Origin of the sequence: Streptomyces sp. NPDC048196, assembly GCF_040652715.1 — a bacterium.
GTDB classification, from domain to species: domain Bacteria; phylum Actinomycetota; class Actinomycetes; order Streptomycetales; family Streptomycetaceae; genus Streptomyces; species Streptomyces siderophoricus.
This window is the reverse complement of record NZ_JBEZMM010000025.1, coordinates 43681-69048: the sequence shown is the minus strand read 5'-3', so window position 1 is coordinate 69048 and position 25368 is coordinate 43681. Positions and strand designations below refer to the sequence as shown.

17 protein-coding genes are annotated in these 25368 nt (G+C 73.8%); 3 read left to right on the top strand and 14 right to left on the bottom strand.

Going from position 1 to position 25368, the window contains the following annotated elements:
• Positions 1–46: 46 nt before the first annotated feature.
• The 7 genes from AB0E02_RS23355 to AB0E02_RS23325 form a co-directional block, all read right to left on the bottom strand.
• Positions 47–2377, bottom strand: coding sequence for a xanthine dehydrogenase family protein molybdopterin-binding subunit (locus AB0E02_RS23355; protein ID WP_362142263.1), 2331 nt, complete (start codon positions 2375–2377; stop codon positions 47–49).
• A complete protein-coding gene (locus AB0E02_RS23350; RefSeq protein ID WP_362142261.1) occupies positions 2374–4428 on the bottom strand; it encodes a 2Fe-2S iron-sulfur cluster-binding protein in 2055 nt (684 codons plus the stop codon). The genes AB0E02_RS23355 and AB0E02_RS23350 overlap by 4 nt, the downstream gene beginning before the upstream one ends.
• Positions 4425–5321 (bottom strand): FAD binding domain-containing protein, encoded by an 897-nt coding sequence (locus AB0E02_RS23345; RefSeq protein ID WP_030805807.1) that lies wholly within the window; start codon positions 5319–5321, stop codon positions 4425–4427. The genes AB0E02_RS23350 and AB0E02_RS23345 overlap by 4 nt, the downstream gene beginning before the upstream one ends.
• A 346-nt stretch (positions 5322–5667) precedes the next feature.
• Entirely contained in the window at positions 5668–7392 is a 1725-nt protein-coding gene (locus AB0E02_RS23340) for a beta-N-acetylhexosaminidase (RefSeq protein WP_362142260.1), read from the bottom strand.
• Between the two features lie 400 nt (positions 7393–7792).
• Positions 7793–8086 (bottom strand): DUF3039 domain-containing protein, encoded by a 294-nt coding sequence (locus tag AB0E02_RS23335; RefSeq protein ID WP_037809130.1) that lies wholly within the window; start codon positions 8084–8086, stop codon positions 7793–7795.
• Positions 8087–8187: 101 nt separating this feature from the next.
• A complete protein-coding gene (locus AB0E02_RS23330; protein WP_362142258.1) occupies positions 8188–8874 on the bottom strand; it encodes a hypothetical protein in 687 nt (228 codons plus the stop codon).
• 185 nt (positions 8875–9059) lie between these two features.
• Positions 9060–9731 carry a YqgE/AlgH family protein gene (locus AB0E02_RS23325; protein ID WP_362142256.1) on the bottom strand — a complete coding sequence of 224 codons (672 nt, stop codon included), beginning with the start codon at positions 9729–9731 and terminating at the stop codon, positions 9060–9062.
• A 324-nt stretch (positions 9732–10055) separates the two neighbouring features.
• On the opposite strand from AB0E02_RS23325, the gene murA reads away from it, so the two are divergent.
• Positions 10056–11402 (top strand): UDP-N-acetylglucosamine 1-carboxyvinyltransferase, encoded by a 1347-nt coding sequence (gene murA, locus AB0E02_RS23320; RefSeq protein ID WP_201807702.1) that lies wholly within the window; start codon positions 10056–10058, stop codon positions 11400–11402.
• A gap of 276 nt (positions 11403–11678) precedes the next feature.
• Here murA and AB0E02_RS23315 read toward each other — a convergent pair whose 3' ends face one another.
• The 7 genes from AB0E02_RS23315 to AB0E02_RS23285 form a co-directional block, all read right to left on the bottom strand.
• Complete coding sequence (locus tag AB0E02_RS23315; protein ID WP_006605312.1) at positions 11679–11960, bottom strand: HU family DNA-binding protein; 282 nt, start codon at positions 11958–11960, stop codon at positions 11679–11681.
• A 331-nt stretch (positions 11961–12291) separates the two neighbouring features.
• Positions 12292–13725 (bottom strand): NAD-dependent malic enzyme, encoded by a 1434-nt coding sequence (locus AB0E02_RS23310; RefSeq protein ID WP_362142255.1) that lies wholly within the window; start codon positions 13723–13725, stop codon positions 12292–12294.
• A gap of 401 nt (positions 13726–14126) precedes the next feature.
• Positions 14127–16541 carry a UvrD-helicase domain-containing protein gene (locus AB0E02_RS23305; protein ID WP_362142253.1) on the bottom strand — a complete coding sequence of 805 codons (2415 nt, stop codon included), beginning with the start codon at positions 16539–16541 and terminating at the stop codon, positions 14127–14129.
• A 197-nt stretch (positions 16542–16738) separates the two neighbouring features.
• The gene (locus AB0E02_RS23300; RefSeq protein WP_362142251.1) at positions 16739–17488 is read right to left on the bottom strand and encodes a zf-HC2 domain-containing protein; all 750 of its coding nucleotides are present in this window, start codon (positions 17486–17488) and stop codon (positions 16739–16741) included.
• Positions 17485–18006 carry a sigma-70 family RNA polymerase sigma factor gene (locus AB0E02_RS23295; RefSeq protein ID WP_362142249.1) on the bottom strand — a complete coding sequence of 174 codons (522 nt, stop codon included), beginning with the start codon at positions 18004–18006 and terminating at the stop codon, positions 17485–17487. Before AB0E02_RS23295 ends, AB0E02_RS23300 begins: the two co-directional genes overlap by 4 nt.
• 394 nt (positions 18007–18400) lie before the next feature.
• Entirely contained in the window at positions 18401–19528 is a 1128-nt protein-coding gene (locus tag AB0E02_RS23290) for a uroporphyrinogen-III synthase (protein ID WP_362142247.1), read from the bottom strand.
• Between the two features lie 832 nt (positions 19529–20360).
• Positions 20361–21737 (bottom strand): nitrate/nitrite transporter, encoded by a 1377-nt coding sequence (locus tag AB0E02_RS23285; protein WP_362142245.1) that lies wholly within the window; start codon positions 21735–21737, stop codon positions 20361–20363.
• Between the two features lie 522 nt (positions 21738–22259).
• Here AB0E02_RS23285 and AB0E02_RS23280 point away from each other — a divergent pair.
• Positions 22260–22553, top strand: coding sequence for a hypothetical protein (locus tag AB0E02_RS23280; protein ID WP_362142243.1), 294 nt, complete (start codon positions 22260–22262; stop codon positions 22551–22553).
• Entirely contained in the window at positions 22553–25156 is a 2604-nt protein-coding gene (locus AB0E02_RS23275; protein WP_362142241.1) for an asparagine synthase-related protein, read from the top strand. Before AB0E02_RS23280 ends, AB0E02_RS23275 begins: the two co-directional genes overlap by 1 nt.
• Positions 25157–25368: the final 212 nt, after the last annotated feature.

Genomic DNA, 25368 nt, shown 5'->3' with positions numbered 1-25368 from the left:
GATGCGGCCCGCCACCTTTGTGGCGGGCCGCTTTCGTGTGGGGCCGTTACTGCTGGATCACCTGGGCGACCGCCGCCTGGGGGCGGATCGGGAGGCGGCCGATGGGGCGGCCGGTGGCGGCGCGGACCGCGGAGGCCACGGCGGCCGGGGAGGTGACCACCGGCACGGCGCTGGCGGGCTTGGCGCCGAACGGGGCGACCACGTCGCGTTCCTCGACGAGTTTGACGATGCGGATGTCGGGGGCGTCGAGCGCGGTCGGCAGGGCGTAGCCGGTCAGGTCGGGGTGGCGGACCTGGCCGCGGGTGGTGCGGAGGTTCTCCATCAGGGCGGCGCCCAGGCCCTGGGTGACGCCCGCCTCGATACGGGCCCGCAGCTGGGCGGGGTTGAGGATCCGGCCGACGTCCTGGGCGACGGTCATCTCGACGACCCTGATGGTGCCCAGTTCGATGTCGACGTCGGCGACGCAACGGATGGCGCAGAAGGCGAGGCCGACGAAGGCGTCGCCCTGGCCCTCGTCGTCGAGCGGCTCGGTGGGGTGCGGGCGGCACTGGGCGGTGGCCCAGAGTTCCTTGCCGTCCAGGGCCTCGGCGACGGTGGTGCTGAGTACGCCGTCGTACGAGGTGATCTTGCCGTCGCTGATCTGGAGGAGCTCGGTGGACATGCCGAACTTGTGGGCCAGCGGCTGGAGGAGCTGGGTGCGGACCATCTTGGCGGCGCGCTCGACGGCGCCGCCGGAGACCCAGGTGTGCCGGCCGTGGCAGGCGGCTCCGGCCGGGGGCTGGTCGGTGTCGACGCCGGCGACGTGCACCTCGTCGACCCCGAGGGTCTCCTGGACGATCTGCCGGGCCAGGGTGGAGAAGCCCGAACCGGTCTCCACCGCGGCGCAGATGACGGTCGCGACCGAGCCGCTGACCTTGACGGTGGCGGTGGAGACCTCGTCGGTGCCCTCCGCGCCCAGCATGTGCACCATGCCCAGCGCGTAGCCGACGCCGCGGCGCACCGCGCCCGGTTCGCCCGCGCCCTCCGGCCCGCCCGGCAGCAGCCAGTCCGCTTCGGGGGCGTCCTTGGGCAGTTCGGGCAGCGGCGCCTCCTTGACGGCGAGCAGGAGCTCGGCCACCGGGGCGGGGCAGGTCACCGTCTGGCCCGTGGGGAGCAGATCGCCGGTGGCCATGACGTTGCGCAGCCGGATCTCGTGCGGCTCCAGGCCCAGAGCGGCGGCGAGCTTGTCCATCTGCCCCTCGTAGGCGGCGCAGACCTGCATCGCGCCCTCGCCGCGGACGTGGCCGGACGGCGGGTTGTTGGTGCGCACCGCCCAGCCGTCGACGACCGCGTGCGGGACGACGTACGGGCCGCAGGCGAAGGAGACGGCGGCGGCCAGCGCGTCGGCGGAGGTGTCCGCGTACGCTCCGGCGTCCATCAGGATCTGCGCCTCGACCTTGACCAGCTTGCCGTCGGCGTCCGCGTGGTGGCGGTAGCGCAGCAGCGTGGGGTGGCGGTGGGCGTGCGCGAGGAAGGACTCCTCACGGGTGGCGGCCAGTTTGACCGGGCAGCCGGTGCGCAGCGCCAGCAGGCCGAGCGGGAGCTGGATGCCGGGGTCCTCGCGGTCGGCGGTGGCGCCGGGGACACCGGTCACCACGACCTTGACCTGCTCGGGGGTCAGGCCGAAGGACGCAGCGGCCAGGTCGCGGTCGGTGTGCGGGTCCGTGGAGGCGGTGTAGATCTCCACGCCGCCGTCGGGGCGGGGCACGGCGAGTCCGGCCTCGGCCCCGATGGGCGCCGGGTCCTGGCGGCCGATCCGGTAGAGGCCCTCGACCATCACCTCGCCCATGGCGTCGGCGTCACCGAAGCGGAGCGGGATGTGCCGGATGAGGTTGCCGTCGGGGTGCAGCGGCTCGGCCTCGAAGGCGAGCTGGGGGTCGGTGACCGGCTCCAGGACCTCGTACTCGACGGCGATGGCGGCCGCGGCCAGCCGCGCCGTGTCGGGGTGGTCGGCGGCGACCGCGGCGATCGGCTCACCGTGGTGGCGGACCTCGTCCTTGGCGAACACCGGGCGGTCGGCGGTGCCCCGGCCGTGCCCGGCGTCCCCGGGTACGTCCTCGTGCGTGACGACGACGCGGACGCCGGGCATCTCGGCCGCGTGCTTGGTGTCGACGGACAGGATCCGGGCGCGCGGGTGCGGGGAGCGCAGCACCGCCGCCCACAGCAGGCCCTCGGCCCACAGGTCGGCCGCGTACGGGAAGGTGCCCTCGGTCTTCGCCGGCGCGTCCGCGGACGGCAGGGAGACGCCCAGGCCGTGCAGCGGCGCCTCCGCGGGCATCTCGACGCCCGCGGCGGGGGTCGCGGTGACGGCGCCGGCGCCCTCGGACGTTCCGGTCATGCCGAACCTCCCGGGTACGGATCCTGGTCGTGCGGGGCGTGGCCCATGGGGTCGGCGGGGCCCGCCTGGTGGGGGATGCGTGCGGTGTCCGCCGGGGGCGCCCCGGCCCCGTCGTCCGCCTCGTAGGCGGCCGCGGCGGCCTCCGCACGGGACTTGACGACCTCTTCGACGGCGTCCAGCACGCCCCGGTAACCGGAGCAGCGGCACAGATTGCCGCACAGCGCCTTACGGGTCTCCAGTTCGCTGGGGGCGTGGTTGCCCTCCAGGAGGTCGTGGACGGTCATCGCCATGCCCGGTACGCAGAAGCCGCACTGCACGGCACCGGAGGCGGCGAGCGCGCGCTGTACGTCGGAGGGCACGCCGTTCTCCGCGAGCCCCTCGACCGTGCGGACCTCGCTGCCGGCCGTGGTGGCGGCGGGCACCAGGCAGGAGGCCACCAGGCGTCCGTCCACCTGGACCGAGCAGGCGCCGCACTCCCCCTGGGAGCAGCCGTCCTTGGCCCCGGCCAGACCGAGCCGCTCGCGCAGCACGTAGAGCAGCGATTCGCCGATCCAGGCGTCGGTGACCGGCCGGTCGATGCCGTTGACGCGCAGCACGTAGGAGGCGGCGGGGTGTTCGTCGTGCGGGGCGGGCTCGTCCGCGGGGTGGGAGGGGATGGCGGCCGGGTCGTCGTCGCCCGGGGTGGCCGGGGCGGCGGCCGTGTCCTCGGGGGCGGGCCGGTCGTCGTCGGCGGCGGCGGCCGGTGCATCGTCCGGGGCCGGGGCTTCGGAGGGCGCGGGGGCCGTGGCCTCGCCGGCGGGGGCGTCGGGCAGCACGTCCGGCGAAGGTGACGAAGCGGGCGCGGCGGCCGGCTCCTGGGCGGCGCCGTCCGCGGCCGCGGCGAACTCCGCGGTGTGCTCCGGCTGTTGGGCGGTCCGCTCGGGCTGGTGGGCGGCGTGGTCCGGCCGCTGTGCGGTGTGCTCCGGCCGCGTCGCGGGTGCGGCGGCCGCGGGGGCCGTCCAGGCGTCGGCGGCGGCCGGGGGTGCGGGCGCGTCCGCCGCGGCGTCGTGGTGGTCCGTCACCGCGTCGTCGTGCGGCGGCCGCTCCGGCTCCGCGGCCGGCGGCCACTGGGCGAGCGCGTCGGCCGGCAGCGACCAGTGGCCGGTCGCGCCGGCGGCGGGGTCCGGTCCGGTGTCCTGGTCGTGGCCCGGCGCCCGGCCGTGGTCCGCGAGGCCGTGGTCGGGCGCGTAACCGCCGTTCAGGGAGCCGCTGAAGGGTTCGTCCGCCGACGGTGCCGGGGCGGGCCCCTGGGGGTCCTCGGCGGCCGCGGGGGAGCCGCTGGTGGCGCTCAGGCCGGCGGTGAAGTTCCAGTGGCCGGTGCGGGCGGCGTCGGCGGTCTCCGCCGTGGTGGCGGCGCTCTCGTACGCGCCGGAACCCGGGTAGCCACCGCCCTGGTAGCCGCCGGTGCCCGTGAGGCCCTGGTGTCCCGGGTGGCCCGACGGATGCGGCTGGCCGGCCGGGTGGCCCGTCAGCCGGTCGTCGCCGACCAGGTACTCACCGGACTCCTCCAGTCCGTCGTCCGCCGCCGGGATGCTCCAGGAGGCGGCGGCCTCGGCGCTGCCCGCCACCGGCCACTCCACGGTGTCCGGGCCCCACGGCCGGGCGGCCTCGGGTGCACCGCCCTGGTAGACCGCGGAGCCGCCCTGGTGGGCGGGGTCGTGCGCGGGCGCGCCGTATCCGGTGGAGGGGTCGGCGTAGCCGTCGGCCCGGTCGGTGAACGGCATGGTCCACTGGCCGGTGGCCGCGGGGTCGGCGCCCGCTTCGGGGGCGTGCGGCGCGGCCGGGTGCGGGGTGAAGGACGCCGGCGGGGTGTAGCCGTGGCCGGGTGCGGCGAGCGGGTCGGCCCCCGGGGTGGGGTAGCCGGGCGTCCGGCCGCCGTAGACCCCGGTGGTGAAGCCCTCCGGGAGCTGGACGAAGGCCGTGGCCTCGGACTCGTACTCGCCGCCCTGCGGCAGTGGCTGCCAGCCCTGGTCGGCGTGCGGCTGCTGCGGATGACGGTGGTCTTCGCTCACGAGAGCGCCCTCCCAAGTGCGCGGCGGGCCAGGGCTGCCACCGTACGGCGCAGGTGAAGCGCGGCCGGCGGCAGGGTCGCCGGTTCGGAACCGTCCTCCGGCGGGGCCGGGTCGGGGATGCAGGCGGCGGCGACGTAGTCCCCGAAGGCCGTCAGGGCCTCGGGCACCAGGCCGCGTTCGCCGTCCCAGTCGATGAGCGAGGCCACCCACTGCTCGGCCTCCAGTGGGCGCAGCGGCATCGCGGCGACCGCGCCGACCGCGCAGCGCACCCCACGCCGGGCGGGGTCGAGGACCAGCGCCACCGACGCGGTGGCCCGGCCGGGGCCGGTGCGGCCGGTGGCCTTGAGGAAGGCCTGCGGGGCGTGCAGCAGCGGCACCCGTACGAAGCCGACGAGTTCGCCGGGGTGCAGCATCTCGTGGCCGGCCAGGAGGTGGCTGACCGGGATCTCACGACGGGCGCCCCCGGGGCCGGCGATGATCACCGTGGCCTCCAGGGCGGCGAGCACCGGGAGCGTGTCGCCCGTGGGGGCGGAGGTGACGATGTTGCCGCCGAGCGTGCCGGCGTTGCGGATCTGCGGCGGGCCGGCCGCGCGCGCGGCGGCGGCCAGACCGGGGATGAGGGCGGCGAAGTCGGGGCGTCCCATACGGGCGAGGGTCAGGCCGGCGCCGAGCAGCGCATGGCCGTCCAGGTACTGCCAGCCGCGGATCTCGCTGATCCGGCCGAGGCCCACCAGGGCCGCGGGTCTGAGGAGTCCGGCGTTGACCGCCGCCATGAGGTCGGTGCCGCCCGCGACGGGCACGGCGGCGGGCATGGCGGTGAGTGCCGCCACGGCCTCGTCGAGCGAGGCCGGCAACGTCACCGTGTGCGACGCGTGCGGTGCGTGCGTGGTCAAGCCAGCTGCCCCTTCCCCGGTGGTGTCCCGGCAGTTCCGCTCCGCCGTACGGTACGTGCTCACAGCCCGGACGTGGCAACTCTGGCACATCTTCCCGGACCCTCGGCGCGAGGGTCCGCGAAGGGACGATCCGTCCCCGGACAGGGTGCTGGTCCGGATTCGTCCGCCACCGCCGGTGAAGTCCGCGGTCGGGCCCGCCGGCGGGGCGTGCTGCGGGTGCGGGGTGCGCCCGGGCGGGGCGCACGCCGTCGTACGGCGGTGCTCGTTACGGCGGTGCGGGGAGGAACCGCCGTGTGTACCACCGTCCCAGGGTCCGGCCGTACGGGCGCCCTCCTTGCACCGGGGCTCACACGTTTGGGGGCGCCCCGTCGATCGGGCGTCCGAGCACCCCGGGGCGTTTCTGCCAGGGGCGGGGGCCGCCGGGTGGCCGGTAGTCGACGCCGAGGGCGTCGAGACGGCCGTAGTGGGCGGCCATCCGGCGCAGGAAGTCCTGGTGGTCGCGGTCGGCCGGCGCGGGCAGGTGGGACCAGGCGACCTCGGCGAACGCGGCGAGCCGGGGGAAGACCTGGTAGTCGAGGCGCTGTTGACTGTCCATGACCTCGGTCCAGGCGTTGGCCTGGGTCCCCAGGACGTGCGCGGCCTGCTCGGGCGTCAGCTCCGGTGGCACCGGCTCGAAGCGGTGGACGTCCTCCAGGGTCCGTACGTAGCCGATCGGCACCGGCTCGTCCGGGGACGGGTCCTGACGGTGGTCCAGGTAGACCTGCTGTTCGGGGCACATGACGACGTCGTGGCCGGATTTGGCGGCCGCGACCCCGCCGGCGTAGCCCCGCCAGGAGGAGACGGCCGCTCCCTCGGCCAGGCCGCCTTCGAGGATCTCGTCCCAGCCGATGAGCCGCCGGCCGCGGTCGGCGAGCCAGCGGTCGAAGTGGCGGACGAACCAGCTCTGCAGTTCGTCCTCGCCGGCCAGCGAGAGTGCGGCGATCCGGGCCTGGGCGGTGGCGGAGGCCCGCCACTGGTCCTTGGGGCACTCGTCGCCGCCGATGTGCACGAAGCGGGACGGGAAGAGTGCGAGGACCTCTTCGAGGACGTGCTCGTAGAACCGCAGGGTGGTGTCGGTGGGTGCCAGTACGTTGGGGTTGACGCCCCAGGTGTCCCAGACCTTCAGGGAGGTGGTGTCGATGACGTCGGTGTTGCCGAGTTCCGGATACGCGGCGATGGCGGCCTGCGAGTGTCCGGGGACGTCGATCTCGGGGACGACGGTGATGTGCCGGCGGGCGGCGTAGGCGACGATCTCGCGGATGTCGTCCTGGGTGTAGTAGCCGCCGTGCGGGCGCTCGTCCCAGAGCGGGGAGGCCCGGTGGCCGAGTTTGGTGCGGGCGCGCCAGGCGCCGGTTCCGGTCAGCTTCGGGTAGCGCCGGATCTCGATGCGCCAGCCCTGGTCGTCGGTCAGGTGCAGGTGCAGGACGTTGAGTTTGTGCGCGGCGAGCAGGTCGAGGTAGCGCAGCACGCCGTCCTTGGGCAGGAAGTGCCGGGCGACGTCGAGCAGCATGCCGCGCCAGCCGAAGCGGGGGGCGTCCTCGACGGTCAGTTGCGGGAGGGCGGCGGGCCGGCCGGGGGTGAGCGGGGCGCGGCGGAAGGCGTGCGGGCCGAGGAGCTGACGGAGCGTCTGGGCGCCCCAGAAGACACCGGCCGGGCCGCCGCCGGTGATCCGGACGCCCCAACGGGCGTCGGCCTCCAGGCGGTAGCCCTCCGCGGGCAGGGCCGGGTCGAGGGCCAGCGCGAGGGTGTCGGTGGCGTCGGCGGAGCCGGGCGGCAGCGGCAGGCCGAAGGCGTCGCCGAGGGTGGCCCGCAGCCACAGCGCGGTGTCCTCGGTGCCGGGTGCGGCGGCGAGCGCGGTGTCCGGGCCGAGCCGGACGGCGCTGCCGGAGGGCGCGTCGATGCTCAACGGCGCAGGAATCAGACCGGCGCCCGGTAGGTGCGGGACACCGGGGTCGGGCACGGAAGCGGTGCCGGGGGCCGGTGGTGCCGCGGGGGCGTCCGGGTGGTGCGTGGGGCCGTCGGTGTCCGGCATGCCGTCTGTCCTCCACCGCGCCCCCGGGCCCGGGACCGGCCGGCGCTGTCGGCGTACGGAGAGCACCCGCCCGTGCCGCGGGCGATGGCACGGACGTGCCGCGGGCGGTGTCGGGGTCGATGCTGCCATCTGCCGGTCCGGCAGGGCCGGTGATCCGGCCAACTCGTCGTCCGGCCAACTCGTCGTCCGGCCTGCCGTCACATTGCGTCAGCAGCCGTCCCGTGATGCCGCAGGCGGGTGCGTGGGTCCCCCCGCCAGGGCCGTTCCGTCGATCCGCCGTCGTCCCGCGCATCCCAGGAGGACGGGGGTCAAGTGTCGGCGCGCGGGTGTGCGGGCACGACGGCGGGCCCGGGCCCCGAAAGGTCCGGACCCGTGCCCGCGGCGGGCCGGTGGGCGGCGGTTACTTCTTGCCGCCGTCCTTGCCGCCCTTGTCCTTGTCGCCACCGGCGCCCATGGACTCGTAGATCTCCTTGCACATGGGGCAGACCGGGTACTTCTTCGGGTCGCGGCCCGGGACCCAGACCTTGCCGCAGAGCGCCACGACGGGGGTACCGTCGAGCGCGCTCGCCATGATCTTGTCCTTCTGGACGTAGTGGGCGAAGCGCTCGTGGTCGCCGTCGCCGTGCGACACCTGCGGTGTCGGCTCTACGAGGGTCCCCGTACCTGCCCCGCGCTCGGGCTCAAGAGTGCTCATAGCTGCCAAGGGTACTCACGCCCGCGACGACCCGGGAGCGACGGCCCGCCGCCGCGACACCCGCCGCCGGACCCGTCCGGGCGTCCGCCGGGTCCGCCTTCTCAGGAAGCCGAAGCCACCGCCAGCCCACCGCGGTCGCCGGAGGTCAGGCCCAGCTTCTCGGCGAAGGCGAGCGCGGCCTCCGGCCGGACCTCGTACCAGGAGTCCTGGTCGCAGACCGCGTCCAGCAGCGCGGCGATCTCCGGCCCGCCGACCGCACGGGCCTCGGCGGCGGCGATGAACGTACGGACCGCGTCCGCCGCGTCGACCTCGGTCTCCGTACGGGCCACTAGGTCATCGACGATCCGGCCGATCGACGCGTCACCGGGGGCGGCCCAGCTCATCGCCATCTCCAGGCCGTCGTCCGGCAGCTTCTCGGGATACGGGGCACGGGCCCAGGCACCGTCCTGCCACCAGTAGACGAATCCGAAGAGGTTCCCCTGGGCGTCGTCGGTCAGCTGCTCCCAGGGCAGCCACCCGGGCCCGCCGGCCAGGAAGTCGATCTGGCGGTCGCCGCTGTGGGTGTAGCTGCCGTCCGAGTCCTGGCCGCAGAGCAGCGCCCGGCCGCCGTCGTACAGCTTCAGCCGCCACCAGTAGCTGCCGCCGCCGTTCCAGCACTCGAGTCCGTGCTTCCCCCAGGAGAACTCGTCCCAGTCGTCGACCGCCGCGGCGACCACCGCGAGCGTCGCGGCCCGCGCCCACAGCCGCTCCGGATGGTCCAGATCCCCGGGCACACTCGGCCTGTGCATAGGCACTCTCCCCCGCTGTCCTGCGCGGCCCCGCCGACGCGGCCGCACACCGTCCCCTGTCACTCGAACCATAGCGACGGGCACTGACAATTCCTCATGACGAAGCCGTCACAATAATCCAGCGCTCAACAAAAATCCGGCGTTCCGCGGGACCTCCCCCGTGACCGGCCGGCCGGTCGTCGCGATCAGTTCAGCGACGGGTCGTCCGGGTACGTGGCCACCATCGCCAGCTCGTTGCGCTGCCGCCGCAGGACCGCGCGCCACAGCTGTTCCGGGTCGGGCGAGGAGACGTCGCCCGGTTCGGACTCGACGACGTACCAGGCGCCCTCGACCAGCTCGTCCTCCAGCTGGCCCGGGCCCCAGCCCGCGTAACCGGCGAAGATCCGCAGGCTGCCGAACACCGCCGCGAGGAGCTCGGGCGGGGCCTCCAGGTCAACCAGGCCGATCGCGCCGTGCACCCGGCGCCAGCCCAGCGGCTCCTCGGCCGGCTGCACGCCCGCGCGGTCGGCGACCTGCGCGCCGGCGGTCTCCCCCGCCTCGGCGCCGGGACCGGCACCCGTACCCATGGGCGGCATGCCGCCCTCGCCGGAGGCCCCGCCGGGCACCACCGCCACCCCGAGCGCCGAATCCAGCGAGACCGGGCCGCCCTGGAAGACCACGCCCGGCTCACCGGTCAGCGCGGCCCAGGGCGCGAGGATGTCCGCGACGCCCACCGGGGTGGGGCGGTTGAGGACCACGCCGAGGGAGCCCTCCTCGTCGTGGTCGAGGAGCAGCACCACCGCGCGGTCGAAGTTCGGGTCCGCAAGCGCGGGCGTCGCGACGAGCAGCCGGCCTGTGAGCGAGGACACCTCGGTCATGGCCACATGATCCCGCACTTCCGCCCCGAGCGGGGGGTCAAAGCCGTGACCGGTGCGAGCGCAGGGCAGGGCGTACGGCGGCAGCCCCGGCGCACGGCACCGGCCCCTGAAGAGCGCCGGCCCCAATCCGGCTTCGTCACAGTGCATTTAAGACAATCTGCAACTTTTCCGCCAAAGGGCGATTACAGATCAAAGGGTGACCGTAGCCGAGCGTGTTGTGACAAAGCCATTACATGCTCAGAGGCTGCACGGGCTTACGGGCACCCCCTCGGACGCCCTTACCATTTCAGCTTGGCCCTGCCCGTCTCCAGGAACGCGAGATCCATGACCGTCTCTACTGACGACGTACTGCTTGTCCACGGCGGCACCCCGCTGGAGGGCGAGATCCGGGTTCGCGGTGCGAAGAACCTTGTGCCCAAGGCCATGGTCGCCGCCCTGCTCGGCAGCGGACCCAGCCGGCTGCGCAACGTGCCCGACATCCGCGACGTACGCGTGGTGCGCGGACTGCTGCAGCTGCACGGCGTCACGGTCCGCCCGGGCGACGAGCCCGGCGAGCTGGTCCTCGACCCGTCGCACGTGGAGAGCGCCAACGTCGCCGACATCGACGCGCACGCCGGCTCCTCGCGGATCCCGATCCTGTTCTGCGGCCCGCTGCTGCACCGCCTCGGCCACGCCTTCATCCCGGGCCTGGGCGGCTGTGACATCGGCGGCCGCCCGGTGGACTTCCACTTCGACGTGCTGCGCCAGTTCGGCGCGAAGATCGAGAAGCGCGCCGACGGGCAGTACCTGGAGGCGCCGCACCGGCTGCGCGGCACCAAGATCCGGCTGCCGTACCCGTCGGTCGGCTCGACCGAGCAGGTGCTGCTGACCGCCGTACTGGCGGAGGGCGTCACCGAGCTGTCGAACGCCGCGGTGGAGCCGGAGATCGAGGACCTCATCTGCGTGCTGCAGAAGATGGGCGCGATCATCTCCATGGACACCGACCGGACGATCCGGATCACCGGTGTCGACAAGCTCAACGGCTACACCCACCGGGCCCTCCCGGACCGCCTGGAGGCCGCCTCCTGGGCGTCCGCGGCGCTCGCCACCGAGGGCAACATCTACGTCCGGGGCGCCCAGCAGCGCTCCATGATGACCTTCCTCAACACCTTCCGGAAGGTCGGCGGCGCCTTCGAGATCGACGACGAGGGCATCCGCTTCTGGCACCCGGGCGGCTCGCTCAACGCCATCGCCCTGGAGACCGACGTCCACCCCGGTTTCCAGACCGACTGGCAGCAGCCGCTGGTCGTCGCCCTCACCCAGGCGTCCGGCCTGTCCATCGTCCACGAGACGGTCTACGAGTCCCGGCTCGGCTTCACGTCCGCCCTCAACCAGATGGGCGCGCACATCCAGCTCTACCGGGAGTGCCTGGGCGGCTCGGCCTGCCGCTTCGGCCAGCGCAACTTCCTGCACTCCGCGGTGGTCTCCGGGCCGACCAAGCTGCAGGGCTCCGACCTGGTCATCCCGGACCTGCGCGGTGGCTTCTCGTACCTGATCGCGGCGCTGGCGGCGCAGGGCACCTCCCGGGTGCACGGCATCGACCTGATCAACCGCGGCTACGAGAACTTCATGGAGAAGCTCGTCGAGCTGGGCGGCCATGTGGAGCTGCCCAACGGGGCGCTGAGCCACTGACGACGCCCGGGCCCCACGGCGCGCCGCGCCGACACCCGTAGGACCACGCCGCAAGGGGCGGCCACCAGCCGGTGGCCGCCCCTTGCGGCTGTCTGGGGCCGTCCGGCGCCACGGGGCGGCCCGGGAGGTGCCGGGCGCCCTTCCCGGCCCCGTACGGCCGTGGTGGCGGCGCGGGAGGGCCGTGAGGACGGGCGCGGCGGGGCCGTACGGTGAGCGGGTACGACGAAGGCGGCCGCCCCCGTCGGGGCGGCCGCCTCGTTACGCCGTTTCGGGGCCTTACTTGCCCTTGGCGGCTTCCTTGAGCTTGGAGCCCGCGGACACCTTCACGCTGTAGCCGGCCGGGATCTGGATCGGGTCGCCGGTCTGCGGGTTGCGCGCGGTGCGAGCGGCCCGGTGGGTGCGCTCGAAGGTCAGGAAGCCGGGGATGGTGACCTTCTCGTCGCCCTTGGCGACGACCTCGCCGGTCACCTCGGCGAGGGCGGCCAGAACGGCGTCGGCGTCCTTGCGGGTCACCTCGGCGCGATCGGCCAGAGCGGCCACCAGCTCACTGCGGTTCATGTTTGTACTCCCGTGTTCTTCTTGCCAATGAGGCGTGCCACGCGGCGGAGCCGCATGTTGGGCACAGCGAAGCCGATGCTGCCAGGGTCCTCGGACAGTCCCCGGACCCGGGTCTGCCTGCCAGACCCTCGCGCCCGAATACGCATCCTGCCCCTACCTGCGGCAGTAAAGCCAATCCGGCGCCCTGGCGGGTCACACGAAAAGCGCCACTGCCACATGGTGATGACGTTCCGCACCGTCCCGCTCCGGGCCGGAGCCACAGGATGGCGGCCATTGCTGCCCGCCACCCTATGGGGGCCGTCGTGACGGCGTGTCCCGCGACGCGCCGTGGTCAGACCGTCGTGGCCGTCGTCACAGCCGGGTCGCTGCCCTTGGCCGCGTCCCGCACCGCACCGGCCACCGCGCCCGCGACCTTCTCGTTGAAGACGCTGGGAATGATGTAGTTCGGGTTGACCTCGTCCTCCAGGACGACGTCCGCGAGGGCGCGGGCCGCGGCCAGCATCATCTCGGTGTTCACCGTACGGGAGTGGGCGTCCAGGAGGCCGCGGAATACCCCGGGGAACACCAGGACGTTGTTGATCTGGTTCGGGAAGTCGGAGCGGCCGGTGGCCACGACGGCGGCGGTCTGCCGGGCGATGGCCGGGTCGACCTCGGGGTCGGGGTTGGCGAGTGCGAACACGATCGCGCCCTCGGCCATCTTCGCCACGTCGTCGCCGTCGAGGACGTTGGGCGCCGAGACGCCGATGAAGACGTCCGCGCCGACCACGGCCTCCTTGAGGGTGCCGGTGACGCCCTCGGGGTTGGTGTTGTCGGCGATCCAGCGCAGCGCGGAGTCCGGGTCGGCGTCGACCAGGTCCGTGCGGCCGGCGTGCACCACACCGTGGATGTCGGCGACGACGGCGTGCCCGACGCCGGCGGCCAGCAGCAGCTTGAGGATGGCGGTGCCGGCCGCGCCGGCGCCGGACATCACGACCCGGACGTCCTCGATCTTCTTGCCGACGACGCGCAGCGCGTTGGTGAGCGCGGCGAGCACCACGATGGCGGTGCCGTGCTGGTCGTCGTGGAAGACCGGGATGTCCAGCGCCTCACGCAGCCGCGCCTCGATCTCGAAGCAGCGGGGCGCGGAGATGTCCTCCAGGTTGATGCCGGCGAAGCCGGGGGCGATGGCCTTGACGATCTCCACGATGGCGTCGGTGTCCTGGGTGTCCAGGCACAGCGGCCAGGCGTCGATGCCGGCGAAGCGCTTGAAGAGGGCCGCCTTGCCCTCCATGACGGGCAGCGCGGCCTTGGGGCCGATGTTGCCCAGGCCCAGGACCGCGGAGCCGTCCGTGACGACCGCGACGCTGTTGCGCTTGATCGTCAGCCGGCGGGCGTCCTCGGGGTTGTCGGCGATGGCCTGGCAGACCCGGGCGACGCCGGGGGTGTAGACCATGGAGAGGTCGTCGCGGTTGCGGATCGGGTGCTTCGACGACATCTCGATCTTGCCGCCGAGGTGCATCAGGAACGTACGGTCGGACACCTTGCCGAGCGAGACGCCCTCGATGTTGCGGAGCTGCGCGACGATCTCGTTGGCGTGCGCGGTCGAGGTGGCCGCGATCGTGACGTCGATGCGGAGCTTCTCGTGCCCGGACGCAGTGACGTCGAGGCCGGTCACCGAGCCTCCGTGGGACTCGACGGCCGTGGTGAGCTGGGAGACCGCGGTTCCGCTCGCGGGCACCTCCAGCCGGACCGTCATCGAGTAGGAGACGCTGGGCGCCGTTGCCATGGCCGACTTCCTCTGCTTTCACCGTTTCGCTGTGTATCGCTGCGTGTCACAGCGTTGTGCCGTCCGATCGTCGCACCTACCCCTGAGTACGCGGTAGCCGCCCGGGGTTCCGTGCGTTGTGTTCACCAGGAGGTGGCGACTTCGGAAACTTACTTCCACCATACGAGAAATGATCAGACAAGCAAAGAGGCCCACGTCACGTGGTGACGTGGGCCTCGAAGAGTTAGCGACACCGACCCGCCATGCTCGCCTCGCGGCAAGTGGTCGCTCGTAGCGACGATGGTTGGGCCCGGGGGCTTGGATCGAGCCGGTGCCGTCACCCAGGCTAACAAACCATCTCCGGAAGCGAATCCCGTCGCGGGGTACGGATTTCAGGTCCCCCCGGACGGGCCCGGCCGGGCTCAGTCCCGCAGCAGGTCGGGCACCCCGGCCGGGTCCGGCTGGTCGCGCTCGGCGGACAGCACGGTCAGCTGCTGGGTGGCCCGGGTCAGCGCCACGTACAGCACCCGCAGCCCGGCCGGGGACTCGTCGGCGATCTCGGCCGGCGACACCACCAGCGTGGCGTCGTACTCCAGCCCCTTCGCCTCCAGGGAGCCCAGCGCCACCACCCGGTCACCGAGCGGGGCCAGCCAGCGGCGGGCCTGCTCGCGGCGGTGCATCGCCACCACGACGCCGACCGTGCCGTCCACCTCGCCCAGCAGCCGCTCGGCCTCCGCCGCCGTGGCGGCGGCCAGCGCGGCCTCGCCGGCGGGTCCGGCACCGTCCCCGACGAGCGCGAAGCGCGGCGAAAGGCCCGTCGAACGGACCGCCTTCGGGGACTGCATCCCGGGCATCGCCAGCGCCAGCACCTTCCCCGCCAGCTCGGCGATCTCCGCCGGATTGCGGTAGTTGACGGTGAGGGTGAAGCGGCGGCGCGGGCGGGTGCCGAGCGCCTCGTCCCGGGCGGCGGCCGCCTCGTCCGGGTCGGACCACGAGGACTGCGCCGGGTCGCCGACCACGGTCCAGGTGGCGTGCCGGCCACGGCGGCCGACCATCCGCCACTGCATGGGCGTCAGGTCCTGCGCCTCGTCGACGATCACATGGGCGTAGTCGGTGCGCTCCTCCTCCAGGCGCTCGCGCCGGCCGCGGCCGGAGCCGTTGCGGTCCGCGTACGTCGTCAGCTCCTCCAGGCCGGTCAGATGCTCCAGCGGGTCCGCCTCGCGCGGCCGGGCCGGGCGCATCGGGGCGCCCAGGATCTGCTGCAGCTCGTCCAGCAGGGCGACGTCGTGCACCGACAGCGGGCCGTGCCCCGAGGCGTCCAACCGGCCCAGCGAACGGGCCAGTTGGCGCACCTCGCGCGGGTTGAGGACGCGGCGCGCCCAGCGGCCCAGCAGCTTCTCGTCGGCCATCGCGGCGAGCACCCCGCGCGGGGTCAGCTCGGGCCACCAGGCGTCCAGGAACTCCTGGAACGAGGTCTCGGTGACGAGGTCCTCGTCGAAGCCCCCACGGGCCTCGGCGGCGAGTTCGGGGTCGGTGTAGCGGCGGCCGGCGCCCGACCTGGCCCACAGGGCGTCCAGGATCAGCCGGCGGGCCCGGGGGCGCAGCAGGTTGACGGGCGCGGTGCCGCCGAGCGCGGACTGCCGGATGGCGCGCAGCTCATCGGCGTCCAGCTCGATCCGGGAGCCGAAGGCGACGACCCGGAGCCGGTCGGTCCGTACCGCCGGCGTGGTCTCCTCGTCGTCACCGAACGCGAGCTGGCCCGCCGGACCGGAAGGGGGCGCGGTGCCGCCCGGGGCCAGTTCCAGGGCGGCCCGGGCGGCCTTGCGCAGCAGCTTCTGCATCCGCGACGAGCCCTTGATGCGGGCCACCGCCGGCGGGTCGTAGGCGGTCGCCTCGGCGCCGTCGACGAGCGAGCCGAGCGCCCGGATGGCGACCTGGCCCTCCTCGCCGAGCGACGGCAGCACGCCCTCGGTGTAGGCGACCAGCAGCGGCGTCGGGGAGACGATCAGGATGCCGCCGGCGTAACGGCGGCGGTCCTGATAGAGGAGGTAGGCGGCACGGTGCAGGGCGACCGCCGTCTTGCCGGTGCCCGGCCCGCCCTCGACCTCGGTGACGGAGGCGGCGGGCGCCCGGATCACCATGTCCTGCTCGGCCTGGATGGACGCGACGATGTCCCGCATGGTGTGGCTGCGGGCCCGGCCGAGCGCGGCCATCAGCGCGCCGTCACCGATCGCCGGGAGCTCCTCGCCGTCCAGGGTGGCGGTGATCTCCGGACGCATCAGGTCGTCCTCGACGCCGAGCACCTTGCGGCCCTTGGAGCGGATCACCCGGCGGCGGACGACCCGGCCGGGCGCCACCGGGGTGGCGCGGTAGAAGGGTGCGGCGGCCGGCGCCCGCCAGTCGATGACCAGCGGGGAGTAGTCCGCGTCGAGGACGCCGAGCCGGCCGATGTGCAGCGTCTCGGCGATCTTGGCACGGTTGTTCACGATCGCGCCCTCGGCGGGCTCGACGGAGGTGTACGCGCCGTCCGGACCCTTCTTGCCGTCCTTGCCGAGGAGCAGATCGACCCGCCCGAAGAGGAAGTCCTCGTACTCGGAGTTCAGCCGGTGGAGATGGACACCCGCCTGGAAGACCTGGGCGTCACGCTCGGCGAGCGCGCCGGGCGTGCCGACCTGGCCGCGCTTGGCGGCGTCGTCCATGAGGAACTCCGCCTCGTGGATCTTCTCCTCAAGGCGCCGGTAGACGCGGTCCAGGTGCGTCTGCTCGGCCTCGATCTCGCGGGCGCGAACCGATTCCGAGGCGTGATCCGGTGCGTGCGTGGCGTTGTGCGCGGCCACCCAGGCCCCCTTCTGCTGTGCGTAGGGCAGCCGTCAACCGTACGCGAACCGGGCACCGTGCGCACCTGGTAAGAAGGACAAATCTGGGCGGATTCGGTCGGATGTTGATGCAGACCGTTACTTCGGGCGTCCTGGGCGGTCACGGGAGGGGCGTTGCGGGGCCGCTCCGCCGCCCCTGGCCGCCCGCTCCGCGCGGCTCACGCCTTCACCGTGGCCAGTCGCCTGCCCTCCAGGGTGCTGATCTCGAAGTGATCGATCTCGTTCCGGTTGAGCGCCGCACCGCCCGCCGCATACAGGGGCTCGCGGTTCCACTTGGCCGCGCTCCCGGGGATGCCGTAGCCGCCCTCGGGAACCGCCCAGGTGGTGACGGTCTGCCGCCGGCCGTCCTTGCCGACCGCGACCAGGGAGCAGCTGAGCGGGCCCTTGACGTGCGCGAGTTGGAGGACGACCTGGGTGCCCCAGGGGCGGGCCGCCATGGACACGCCCGCGGAGACCTTGGTGTCCGGGTCGACGGAGTGGATCTGCTCGCCCTCGGCATACTGGGCGCGGACCGCATTGGCCAGCGGGGGCGCCGCCGTCGGCGGCTGCTCCGTACCGCCCTTGACGACGGAGACGGCGGCCAGCGGCCCGCCGACGATCAGTACGACGGCCGCGGCGACCAGGAACAGCCGGCGACGGGCCCGGCCGCGGCGGGTGGCGGCGACCTCGTCGAGCAGTCCGCCGAGGAGCCGGGGGCCGGGGACGGCGGTGAGCGTGTCCGGGGTGGGGGCGGACTCCTTGAACTCGGCCAGCACCGGAGTCAGGCCCATGAATTCCTCGAGTTCGGCCGCGCACCGGTCACAGCCGACGAGATGCCTCTCGAACCGTTCGGAGTCGGCAGCGTCCAGCACGCCCAGCGCATAGGCGCCGACGTCGCTGTGCCGGTCCGGCTGCGTGGGCGGGATCACTCCGTCACTCCTCGTTCCTCGAGCGAGAGCTTCAGGGAGCGCAGCGCGTAGAAGACCCGGGACCGCACGGTCCCTGCGGGTACGCGCAGCACCTCCGCTGCCTCGTTGACCGTACGCTCCTTGAAGTACGTCTCCACGAGGGCCTCTCGGTGGGCCTGGCTCAGATCGCTCAGCGCCTCGGAGATCGTCATCGTGCGCAGCGCCCGGTCGATCACATCGGCGGCCGGCATCGTCTCCAGCGGTGTCGCATCGACCTCTTGGGGTCTGGCCTTACGGCTCCGGTACCCGTCGATCACTATCCGCCGGGCCACGGTCACCAGCCAGGGCCGGATCGAACCGGTGGCACGCTGCAGCTGATCGGCGTTGCGCCAGGCCCGCACCAGCGTCTCCTGGACCACGTCCTCCGCGCGGTGCCGGTCGCCCGCCACCAGTCGCAGGACGAAGGCGAGGAGCGGGCCCGCGTGGTCGTCATAGAGGGCTCGCATGAGCTCCTCGTCAGGTGTCGTCCTGTCTGCCACGACGGCATCCTTACGCACTCCAACTCCCGGGTCGAGAGCCCGGATCACCCAAGATCGCCGGGGACCTGGCCATGAATCGGACTTGCGGTGAGGAGTACGGACGGGACGGGCGGGGTGTTCAGGGGGCGGGGGGAAGTTTTTTGGAGGTGGGCATGGGGTGGGGTGGGGAGGTGTGGGGTGGGGCATGAGAAGGGGGCGGGAGGGACCTGAGCCAAGGGCCCGGCCCCTGCCCCCGCCCCGCCCTGCCCTGCCCTGCCGTGGAACTCTTACGCCGCCGCGTGCGTGCCCGTGAACTCCCTTACGCCGCGCCGTATTTGTTCGTGGACCCTCTTACGTCGCGCCGCGCTCGCCCGTGCACTGCCTTACGCCGCGTCGCACTCGTCCGTGAACTCTCTTACGCCGCGCCGTACTTGTCCGTGTCCGCGTGCGGGTCCAACGACAGCCGGTAGCCGCGCTTGACGACGGTCTGGATCAGCTTCGGCGCGCCCAGCGCCACCCGCAGCCGGGCCATCGCGGTCTCCACGGCGTGCTCGTCCCGCCCCGACCCCGGCAGCACCCGCAGCAGCTCGGCGCGGGAGACGACCCAGCCGGGGCGGCGGGCCAGCGCCCGCAGCAACGCCATGCCGGCCGGCGGCACCGGCCGCAGCACGCCGTCCACCACGACCGCGTGCCCGCGGATCTCCAGCTGCCGCCCGGCCACCGGCAACGGCCGCGCCCGCCCGGGCAGTTCGCGGCACAACAGCTGCACCAGCGGCCCCAGCCGGAAACGCTCGGGCTGGAACGTGGGCACGTCCTCGGCCTCCAGGGGCAGCGCGGTCACCGGCCCCACACATACGGGCAGCACTCCCTGGCGCAGCGCCGCCAGCACCTCCTCCCGGATGCCGCGCTCACCGGCCCGGCGCAACAGCGACGCGGCGGCGGGTGCGCTGGTGAACGTCACCGCGTCCAGGCCGCCGCCGATCACCGCGTCCAGCAGCCGGTCGACCGGGCCGAGGTCCTCCGGCGGCATCCAGCGGTACACCGGGACGCCGATCACCTCCGCGCCGCCGGCCCGCAGCGCCTCCACGAAGCCGGGCAGCGGCTCGCCGTGCAGCTGTACGGCCACCCGCCGCCCGGACACCCCCTCCGCCAGCAGCCGGTCCAGCACCTCGGCCATCGACTCCGAGGCGGGTGACCACTTCTCGGTGAGCCCGGCGGCCCGGATCGCGCCCCGCACCTTCGGGCCGCGCGCCAGCAGTTCGACGCCAGTCAGCCGGTCCAGCAGCGCCTCGCCCAGCCCCCAGCCCTCCGCTGCCTCGATCCAGCCGCGGAACCCGATGGCCGTGGTGGCCACCACGACGTCCGGCGCATGATCGATCAACGCCCGGGTCACCGCGAGCAGTTCGGTGTCGTCCGGCAGCGGCACGATGCGCAGCGCGGGCGCGTGCATCACCTGGGCGCCGCGCCGCTCCAGCAGGGCACCCAGCTCCTCGGCCCGCCGGGCCGCGGTCACCCCGATGGTGAACCCGTCCAACGGGCGCACGGAGGGAGCAGCGGGAGCCGGGCGGGCGTCCGGCCCGTCCGCCGGGGCGGGGCCGGGCGCGTCCGCCGGGGCGGGGCCGGGCGCGTCCGCCGGGGCGGGGCCTGGTGCCGTTGCCGACCCGGGGCCGGGCGCCGTTGCCGGCGTGGCTCCGCGGGCGGTGCCTGGGGGCTCAGGGACGCCCGGGGAAGTTGAGGCTGCCGCGGACGCCGGGGCATCCGGGGACGCCTGGGCATCCGGGAAAGCCGTAACTCCCGTGGCTGCCGTAATTCCCGCGGACGCCGGGGCTCCCGGGGAAGCCGAGGCTGCCGCTGCCTGCCCGTGGCCGGGCGCCGTTCGCGGCTCCGGCTCGCCGTACTCCTGTTGCTGCTGATCGTGCATGGTCGTCCCGCTCCGCCCAGAGTGGTTGTGCTGCCTCGTGCTCCCCCGCCGCCGCGGCCCGGGCGGCGGGAAGCTCCGGAATCCCGGGATCCCGACGCCCCGGATCTCAGACCCGCGGCCCCGAGGAGCCGCGCCCCAGAGGGGCCATGGTCCCGAGGAGCCGTAGCCCCAAGGAGCCACGGTCCCGAGATGCCGTAGCCCTGAAGAGCCACGGTCCCGAGTTGCCGAGACTCCGAGGACCCGAGGTACCGAGACTCCGAGGACCCGAGTTGCCGAGACTCCGAGGTACCGAGGTCTGAAGTCCGCAGGTGTCCAGCCTGCCGACAGCACATGACAGGCCCGGTCCTCCAGTATTTCCCCCGGGTTACGCCGCCGCGCGGCCACCACGGGCAACCGGCCCCCCATCCGGTCCCGCCGGTCGCGCCGATCCCACCAGCCCTACGCCGCGCCGGCCTCACACCTCGGCGTGGACCGGCCGCCGCTCCGCGTCCCCGGCCGCCGCACCCGCGCCCGACCGTGCCGTACGCCGTGCGCGCGCCGCCGGCCGCAGGTATACGGCCCAGGTCACCACGGTGCACACCGCATAGCAGGCCAGGAACGACACGAAGGCCGGCGTACCCGACCCGGTGGCCAGGAACGACTGCCGGAAGGCCAGGTTGATGGCCAGCCCGCCGAGCGCGCCGACCGCGCCGATCAGCCCCATCGCCGCCCCCGACAGCCGCCGCCCGCTGGCCTCGGCCGCCTCCCCGGTCAGCCCGCGCCGGACCGCCTGCGCCTGGAAGATCCCCGGGATCATCTTGTACGTGGAGCCGTTGCCGAGCCCGGTCAGCACGAACAGCGCGATGAAGCCGACGAGGAACACCGGCAGCGACCGGGCCGCCGACGCGTAGATGACCACCCCGGTGGCCAGGGCCATCGCCAGGAAGTTCCCCAGGGTGATCCGGGCGCCGCCGAACCGGTCCGCCAGCCGGCCGCCGACCGGCCGCACCAGCGACCCCAGCAGCGGCCCGATGAACGTCAGCGACGCCGCCTGCAGGGGCGTGCGCGCGAACTGGATCTGCAGCACCAGCCCGAACGCGAAGCTGTAGCCGATGAACGACCCGAACGTGCCGATGTACAGCAGCGACATCACCCAGGTGTGCGGCTCCCGGGCGGCGTCCAGGGCCGCTCCGGTGTCGTTCCGCACCGGTGCCAGGTTGTCCATGAACAGCGCCGCGAGCACCGCCGCCACCACGATCAGCGGCAGATAGACGGCGAGTACCAGCCGCGGCTGCGCGGCCCCGGCCGTACCGATCACCAGCAGCCCCAGCAGCTGGATCACCGGTACGCCGATGTTGCCGCCGCCGGCGTTCAGACCCAGGGCCCAGCCCTTCTTCCGTAGGGGATAGAAGGAGTTGATGTTCGTCATCGAGGAGGCGAAGTTGCCGCCGCCGACGCCCGCGAGCGCCGCGACCACCATGAACGTGGTGTAGGAGGTGCCCGGCTTCATCACCACCGCGGCCGCCGTCGCCGGCACCAGCAGCGTCAGCGCGCTGATCACCGTCCAGTTGCGCCCGCCGAACCGCGCCACCGCGAAGGTGTACGGCACCCGCAGCACCCCGCCCACCAGGGTCGGGATCGCCACCAGGAAGAACTTCCCGGCCGGATCGAATCCGTACTCCGGCCCCATGAACAGCACCATCACCGACCACAGGCTCCAGATGGAGAAGCCGATGTGCTCGGACAGTACGGAGAAGGCCAGATTCCGCCGGGCCACCCGCGCCCCGGTCTCCGCCCAGAACGTCTCGTCCTCGGGCTCCCACCGCTCGATCCACCGCCCACCCCGCCGCATCCGGCCACCGGGCGTGGGGCCAACGAGTGCAGGGGAAGCGGGTACGGGGGAAGCGGGTGCCGGATCGGCCGCAGGGGCGGACGTCGGCACGGCCGTCGGGACGGATGCCGGCCGGCCCGTTCGCTTTTCATCGGGGCTGTCGCTACTGCTGTCGCTGCTGCTGTCGCTACGGGTGCCTGCCGCGGCCTCGGCCGTCATCGCGCCTCCCAGGGGGTCGGTTCCTCCCTTCGAAGCTAGGGATGGCGGGTTTCCGCACCGTGGCAGCACGTGACCGCGGCGAAACCTTGCGCTCACGCGCCACCGGCCCCTTGCGTGAGCGGCCGCGGACAGGGAGGCGTACACGCCGGACGAAGTGACACCGAAGTGCCTCGCACGCCCTCTGACATCACTCGTTCGAGGCAATGGCAGGCGACCCGAACACTGTCAGCATTTTCATCGAACGCGATGAGTAATCAATCAGACACGCTCCGTGGCGACACACACCCGCGGGTGTTCCCGGGAGAAGAACGAAGGAAGTGAACCATGCCGCATACGCAGCACGTGTCGACCGCCGCCGACACCATGACTGTCACCGCCACCGCCACCGCCACCACTCCCGCCACCGCTCCCGCCACGACCACCGGCTATGCGTCGCCGCAGCTCGTCGAGGTGGGCGGCTACACCGAGCTGAGGCTCGGATACTCGGGCTACCACTGGGACGGACGGCTGGACCGGTTTCTTCGGGTGCTGACGAACGGCAGCCCCACCGGGCCTGGCCCCCCGCCCCCGGTAGGGCTGTGTCCGACGGTCCGGCGGCCACGCCCGCCCCTCCCCTGATGGACAGGTATCCCGTGGACTTCCTCGTCTTCCCCGACCACGCCGCGACCGACACCCTGTGCCGACACCTGCCCGCCGGACCGCCCGCACAGATCCTCCGCCACCCCTCGGGCCGCCCCTGGATCGTGGGCCGATGGTCCGCGGACCAGCTCCTGACGGCAGAGGCGGGCCCGCGCCGCGCCGTTCTCCTCGGCACCACCTCCGCCCGCCCGGACACCCTGGCCCGGCTGCTGAACGGCCCCGACGGCCTCGACGGCATCGCCCGGCGCACCCGCCAACTCCCCGGCAGCTACGCCCTCCTGGCCGCCGTCGGCCCGGAGCTACGCTGTCAGGGCGACCTCGCGACGGTCCACCAGCTCCATCACGCCCGGATCGGCGGCATCACCGTCGCCGGCAACCGGCCCCAGGACCTGGCGGCGCTCGCCCGCAGCGCGGCCACCGGCGGACTGCCGCCCGGCGCCCCCGGCACCGGCCTGCTCGACGAGGACTCCCTGGCGCTGCGCCTGCTGTTCCCGTTCGCCCCGCTGCCGCTCGCCCTGCGCCCGCTGTGGCGCGCGGTACCGGCCGTCCCCCCGGGCCACCACCTCACCGTGGACGCCAACGGGCAGCCCACCGTGGCCCGTTGGTGGCAGCCACCGGAACCGGACGTCCCCCTGGAACGCGCCGCCGAGACCGTACGCCAGGCCCTCATCGACGCCGTAGCGGCCCGCACCCACCGCGCCCGCCGACAGGCCGAGCGGACCGAACGGACCGAGTGCATCGAGCGCCCCGAGCAGACCGATACGGGCAGGAGCGCGGGCGGAGCCACGGGCGGCAGCACCGGCGGAACCGGGTACGGGCCCCTGGGCGAGGCCGCGGGGCGGGCTTCGAAAGGGACTTCGGAACGGACTTCGGAAGGGACTTCGGAAGGGACTTCGGAAGGGACTTCGGAAGCGACTTCGGAAGCGACTCCGGAAGGGTCTTCGGGTGGAGCTTCGGACCGGGCTTGGGAAGAAGCTTCGGGTGGGGCTTCGGACCGGGTTCCGGACCGGGCTGGGGGCAAGGCCGTGGCCCGTCCCACCCTCAGCGCCGACCTCTCCGGCGGCACCGACTCCACCGGCCTGTGCTTCCTCGCCGCCCAAGAGGACGTCCGGCTGATCACCACCTCCTGGGTGCCCCGCGATCCCGGCAACGACGACACCGTGTGGAGCGCCCGCAGCGCGGCATACCTGAGCGCCGCCGAACGCCAACGCGAACAGTCGGCCGCCCCAGGCTCAGGCCCCGGGCTCGGGCCCGGTCGGGATCCACGCGCAGAGGGAGACACCCCCCGCGGCCAGGGAAAGGGCCAGGGCAAGGGCAAGGAGAAAGGCAAGGACAAGAACAAGGGCGAGCGAAGCGCGACGGGCGGGTACAGGACGAGCGGAGCGACCACGGGCGGGAGCAGCAGGAGAGGCAGGGCCAGGAGCAGGGACGGGCGTGCGGGCAACAGTCCGGGATCGCGATCACAACCCCAGGCAGACGAACACCTCTCGCTCCACCTCTCCCTCCCCTACGCCGACGCCCCCACCTGGTACACCCCGCCCCACGACACCCTGCATCCCACCGCCACCGACCCGGCCGCCCCCCTCGCCCTCTTCCGAGAGGCCGCCCGGATCGCTCACCAGGCCCGTCTCGTCGCCGCCCGCGGCTCCCGGCTGCACCTCGTCGGCGTCGGCGGCGACGAACTGTTCACCCACCGCCCGGCCGCCCTCAACTCCCTTGCCCGCAGCGACCTCCGCACCGCCACCCGGCGCGCCTGGACGACGCACCACCTCTGCCGCTGGAAGACCTCCCAGACCCTGCGCACACTGCTGGGCGGCCGCCCGTATCCGCGCTGGCTGGCCGGCAGCGCCTCCCGGGTGACCGCCGGCGGCGATCCCCGGACCTGCGGCGCCGACTGGGAGGTCCTGCCCAGCCTGCCGCCGTGGGCGCATCCGGACGCCGTCGCCACGGTCCGCCGGCTGCTGCGCGAGGCCGCCGCCGAGGCGCCCGAACCGTTCGCACCGCTGCGCTGCCAGCACGACATCATGCGCGCCGCCGTCCGCTCCGGGGAGATCGTCCGCGGCGCCGTCGCCCTCGCTGCCCCGCACGGCGTCGACTACGAGGCGCCGTTCCTCGACAACGCCGTCATCGACGCGGCGCTCACCCTCCGGCTCGCCGACCGCGCCCGACCCGGCGTGTATAAGCCGCTGCTGACCCGTGCGCTGCGCGGCATCGTGCCCGACGCGGTGCTCGGCGGCGGTACGAAGGGCGAGCACAGCGCCGAGGTCTCCGCCGGTCTGCGCGCCCACCGCGGCGCCCTGTCCGCGCTCTGCGACGACTCCCTCCTCGCCGAACGCGGTCTGATCCGCCCCGCCGTCCTCCGGCACCACCTGACGTCGCTCCAGCCGCGGACCGACGCCCTGCGCGCACTGGACCCCACCCTCGCCACCGAGTACTGGCTCCGCGCACTCACCCCGACGCACATCCCCGCACCGTCCCGTCCCGCCCCCTCCCGCCCCGCACCCCCGTTCCCCACACCGCCGGTCCCTGCGCCGCCGTTCCCCGCCCCACCCCTTTCCGCACCGGCCCAAGGCACTTCATGACCCTCGCTCTCGCCCCGCACGTCACCAGCACCACCCTCGCTCTCGCCCCGCACGTCACCAGCACCCGCACGGCCGACGGCACGGTCCTGCTCGACACCCGCCCCCGGCCCGCTACGGGCAGATCAGCGCGACCGCCACCCGCACCGGCCCCTACTGGCAGATGAACGCGACCGCCCCCCGCGTCCTCGACCACCGCCCCGCCGGCGGAACCT

Bases quoted from the DNA above. Each gene is read 5' to 3' on its own strand.
- AB0E02_RS23355 (WP_362142263.1), bottom strand. From the start codon at position 2,377: ATGACCGGAACGTCCGAGGGCGCCGGCGCCGTCACCGCGACCCCCGCC.
- AB0E02_RS23340 (WP_362142260.1), bottom strand. From the start codon at position 7,392: ATGCCGGACACCGACGGCCCCACGCACCACCCGGACGCCCCCGCGGCA.
- AB0E02_RS23335 (WP_037809130.1), bottom strand. From the start codon at position 8,086: ATGAGCACTCTTGAGCCCGAGCGCGGGGCAGGTACGGGGACCCTCGTA.
- AB0E02_RS23330 (WP_362142258.1), bottom strand. From the start codon at position 8,874: ATGCACAGGCCGAGTGTGCCCGGGGATCTGGACCATCCGGAGCGGCTG.
- AB0E02_RS23325 (WP_362142256.1), bottom strand. From the start codon at position 9,731: ATGACCGAGGTGTCCTCGCTCACAGGCCGGCTGCTCGTCGCGACGCCC.
- murA (WP_201807702.1), top strand. From the start codon at position 10,056: ATGACCGTCTCTACTGACGACGTACTGCTTGTCCACGGCGGCACCCCG.
- AB0E02_RS23315 (WP_006605312.1), bottom strand. From the start codon at position 11,960: ATGAACCGCAGTGAGCTGGTGGCCGCTCTGGCCGATCGCGCCGAGGTG.
- AB0E02_RS23310 (WP_362142255.1), bottom strand. From the start codon at position 13,725: ATGGCAACGGCGCCCAGCGTCTCCTACTCGATGACGGTCCGGCTGGAG.
- AB0E02_RS23285 (WP_362142245.1), bottom strand. From the start codon at position 21,737: ATGCGGCGGGGTGGGCGGTGGATCGAGCGGTGGGAGCCCGAGGACGAG.
- AB0E02_RS23280 (WP_362142243.1), top strand. From the start codon at position 22,260: ATGCCGCATACGCAGCACGTGTCGACCGCCGCCGACACCATGACTGTC.
- AB0E02_RS23275 (WP_362142241.1), top strand. From the start codon at position 22,553: ATGGACAGGTATCCCGTGGACTTCCTCGTCTTCCCCGACCACGCCGCG.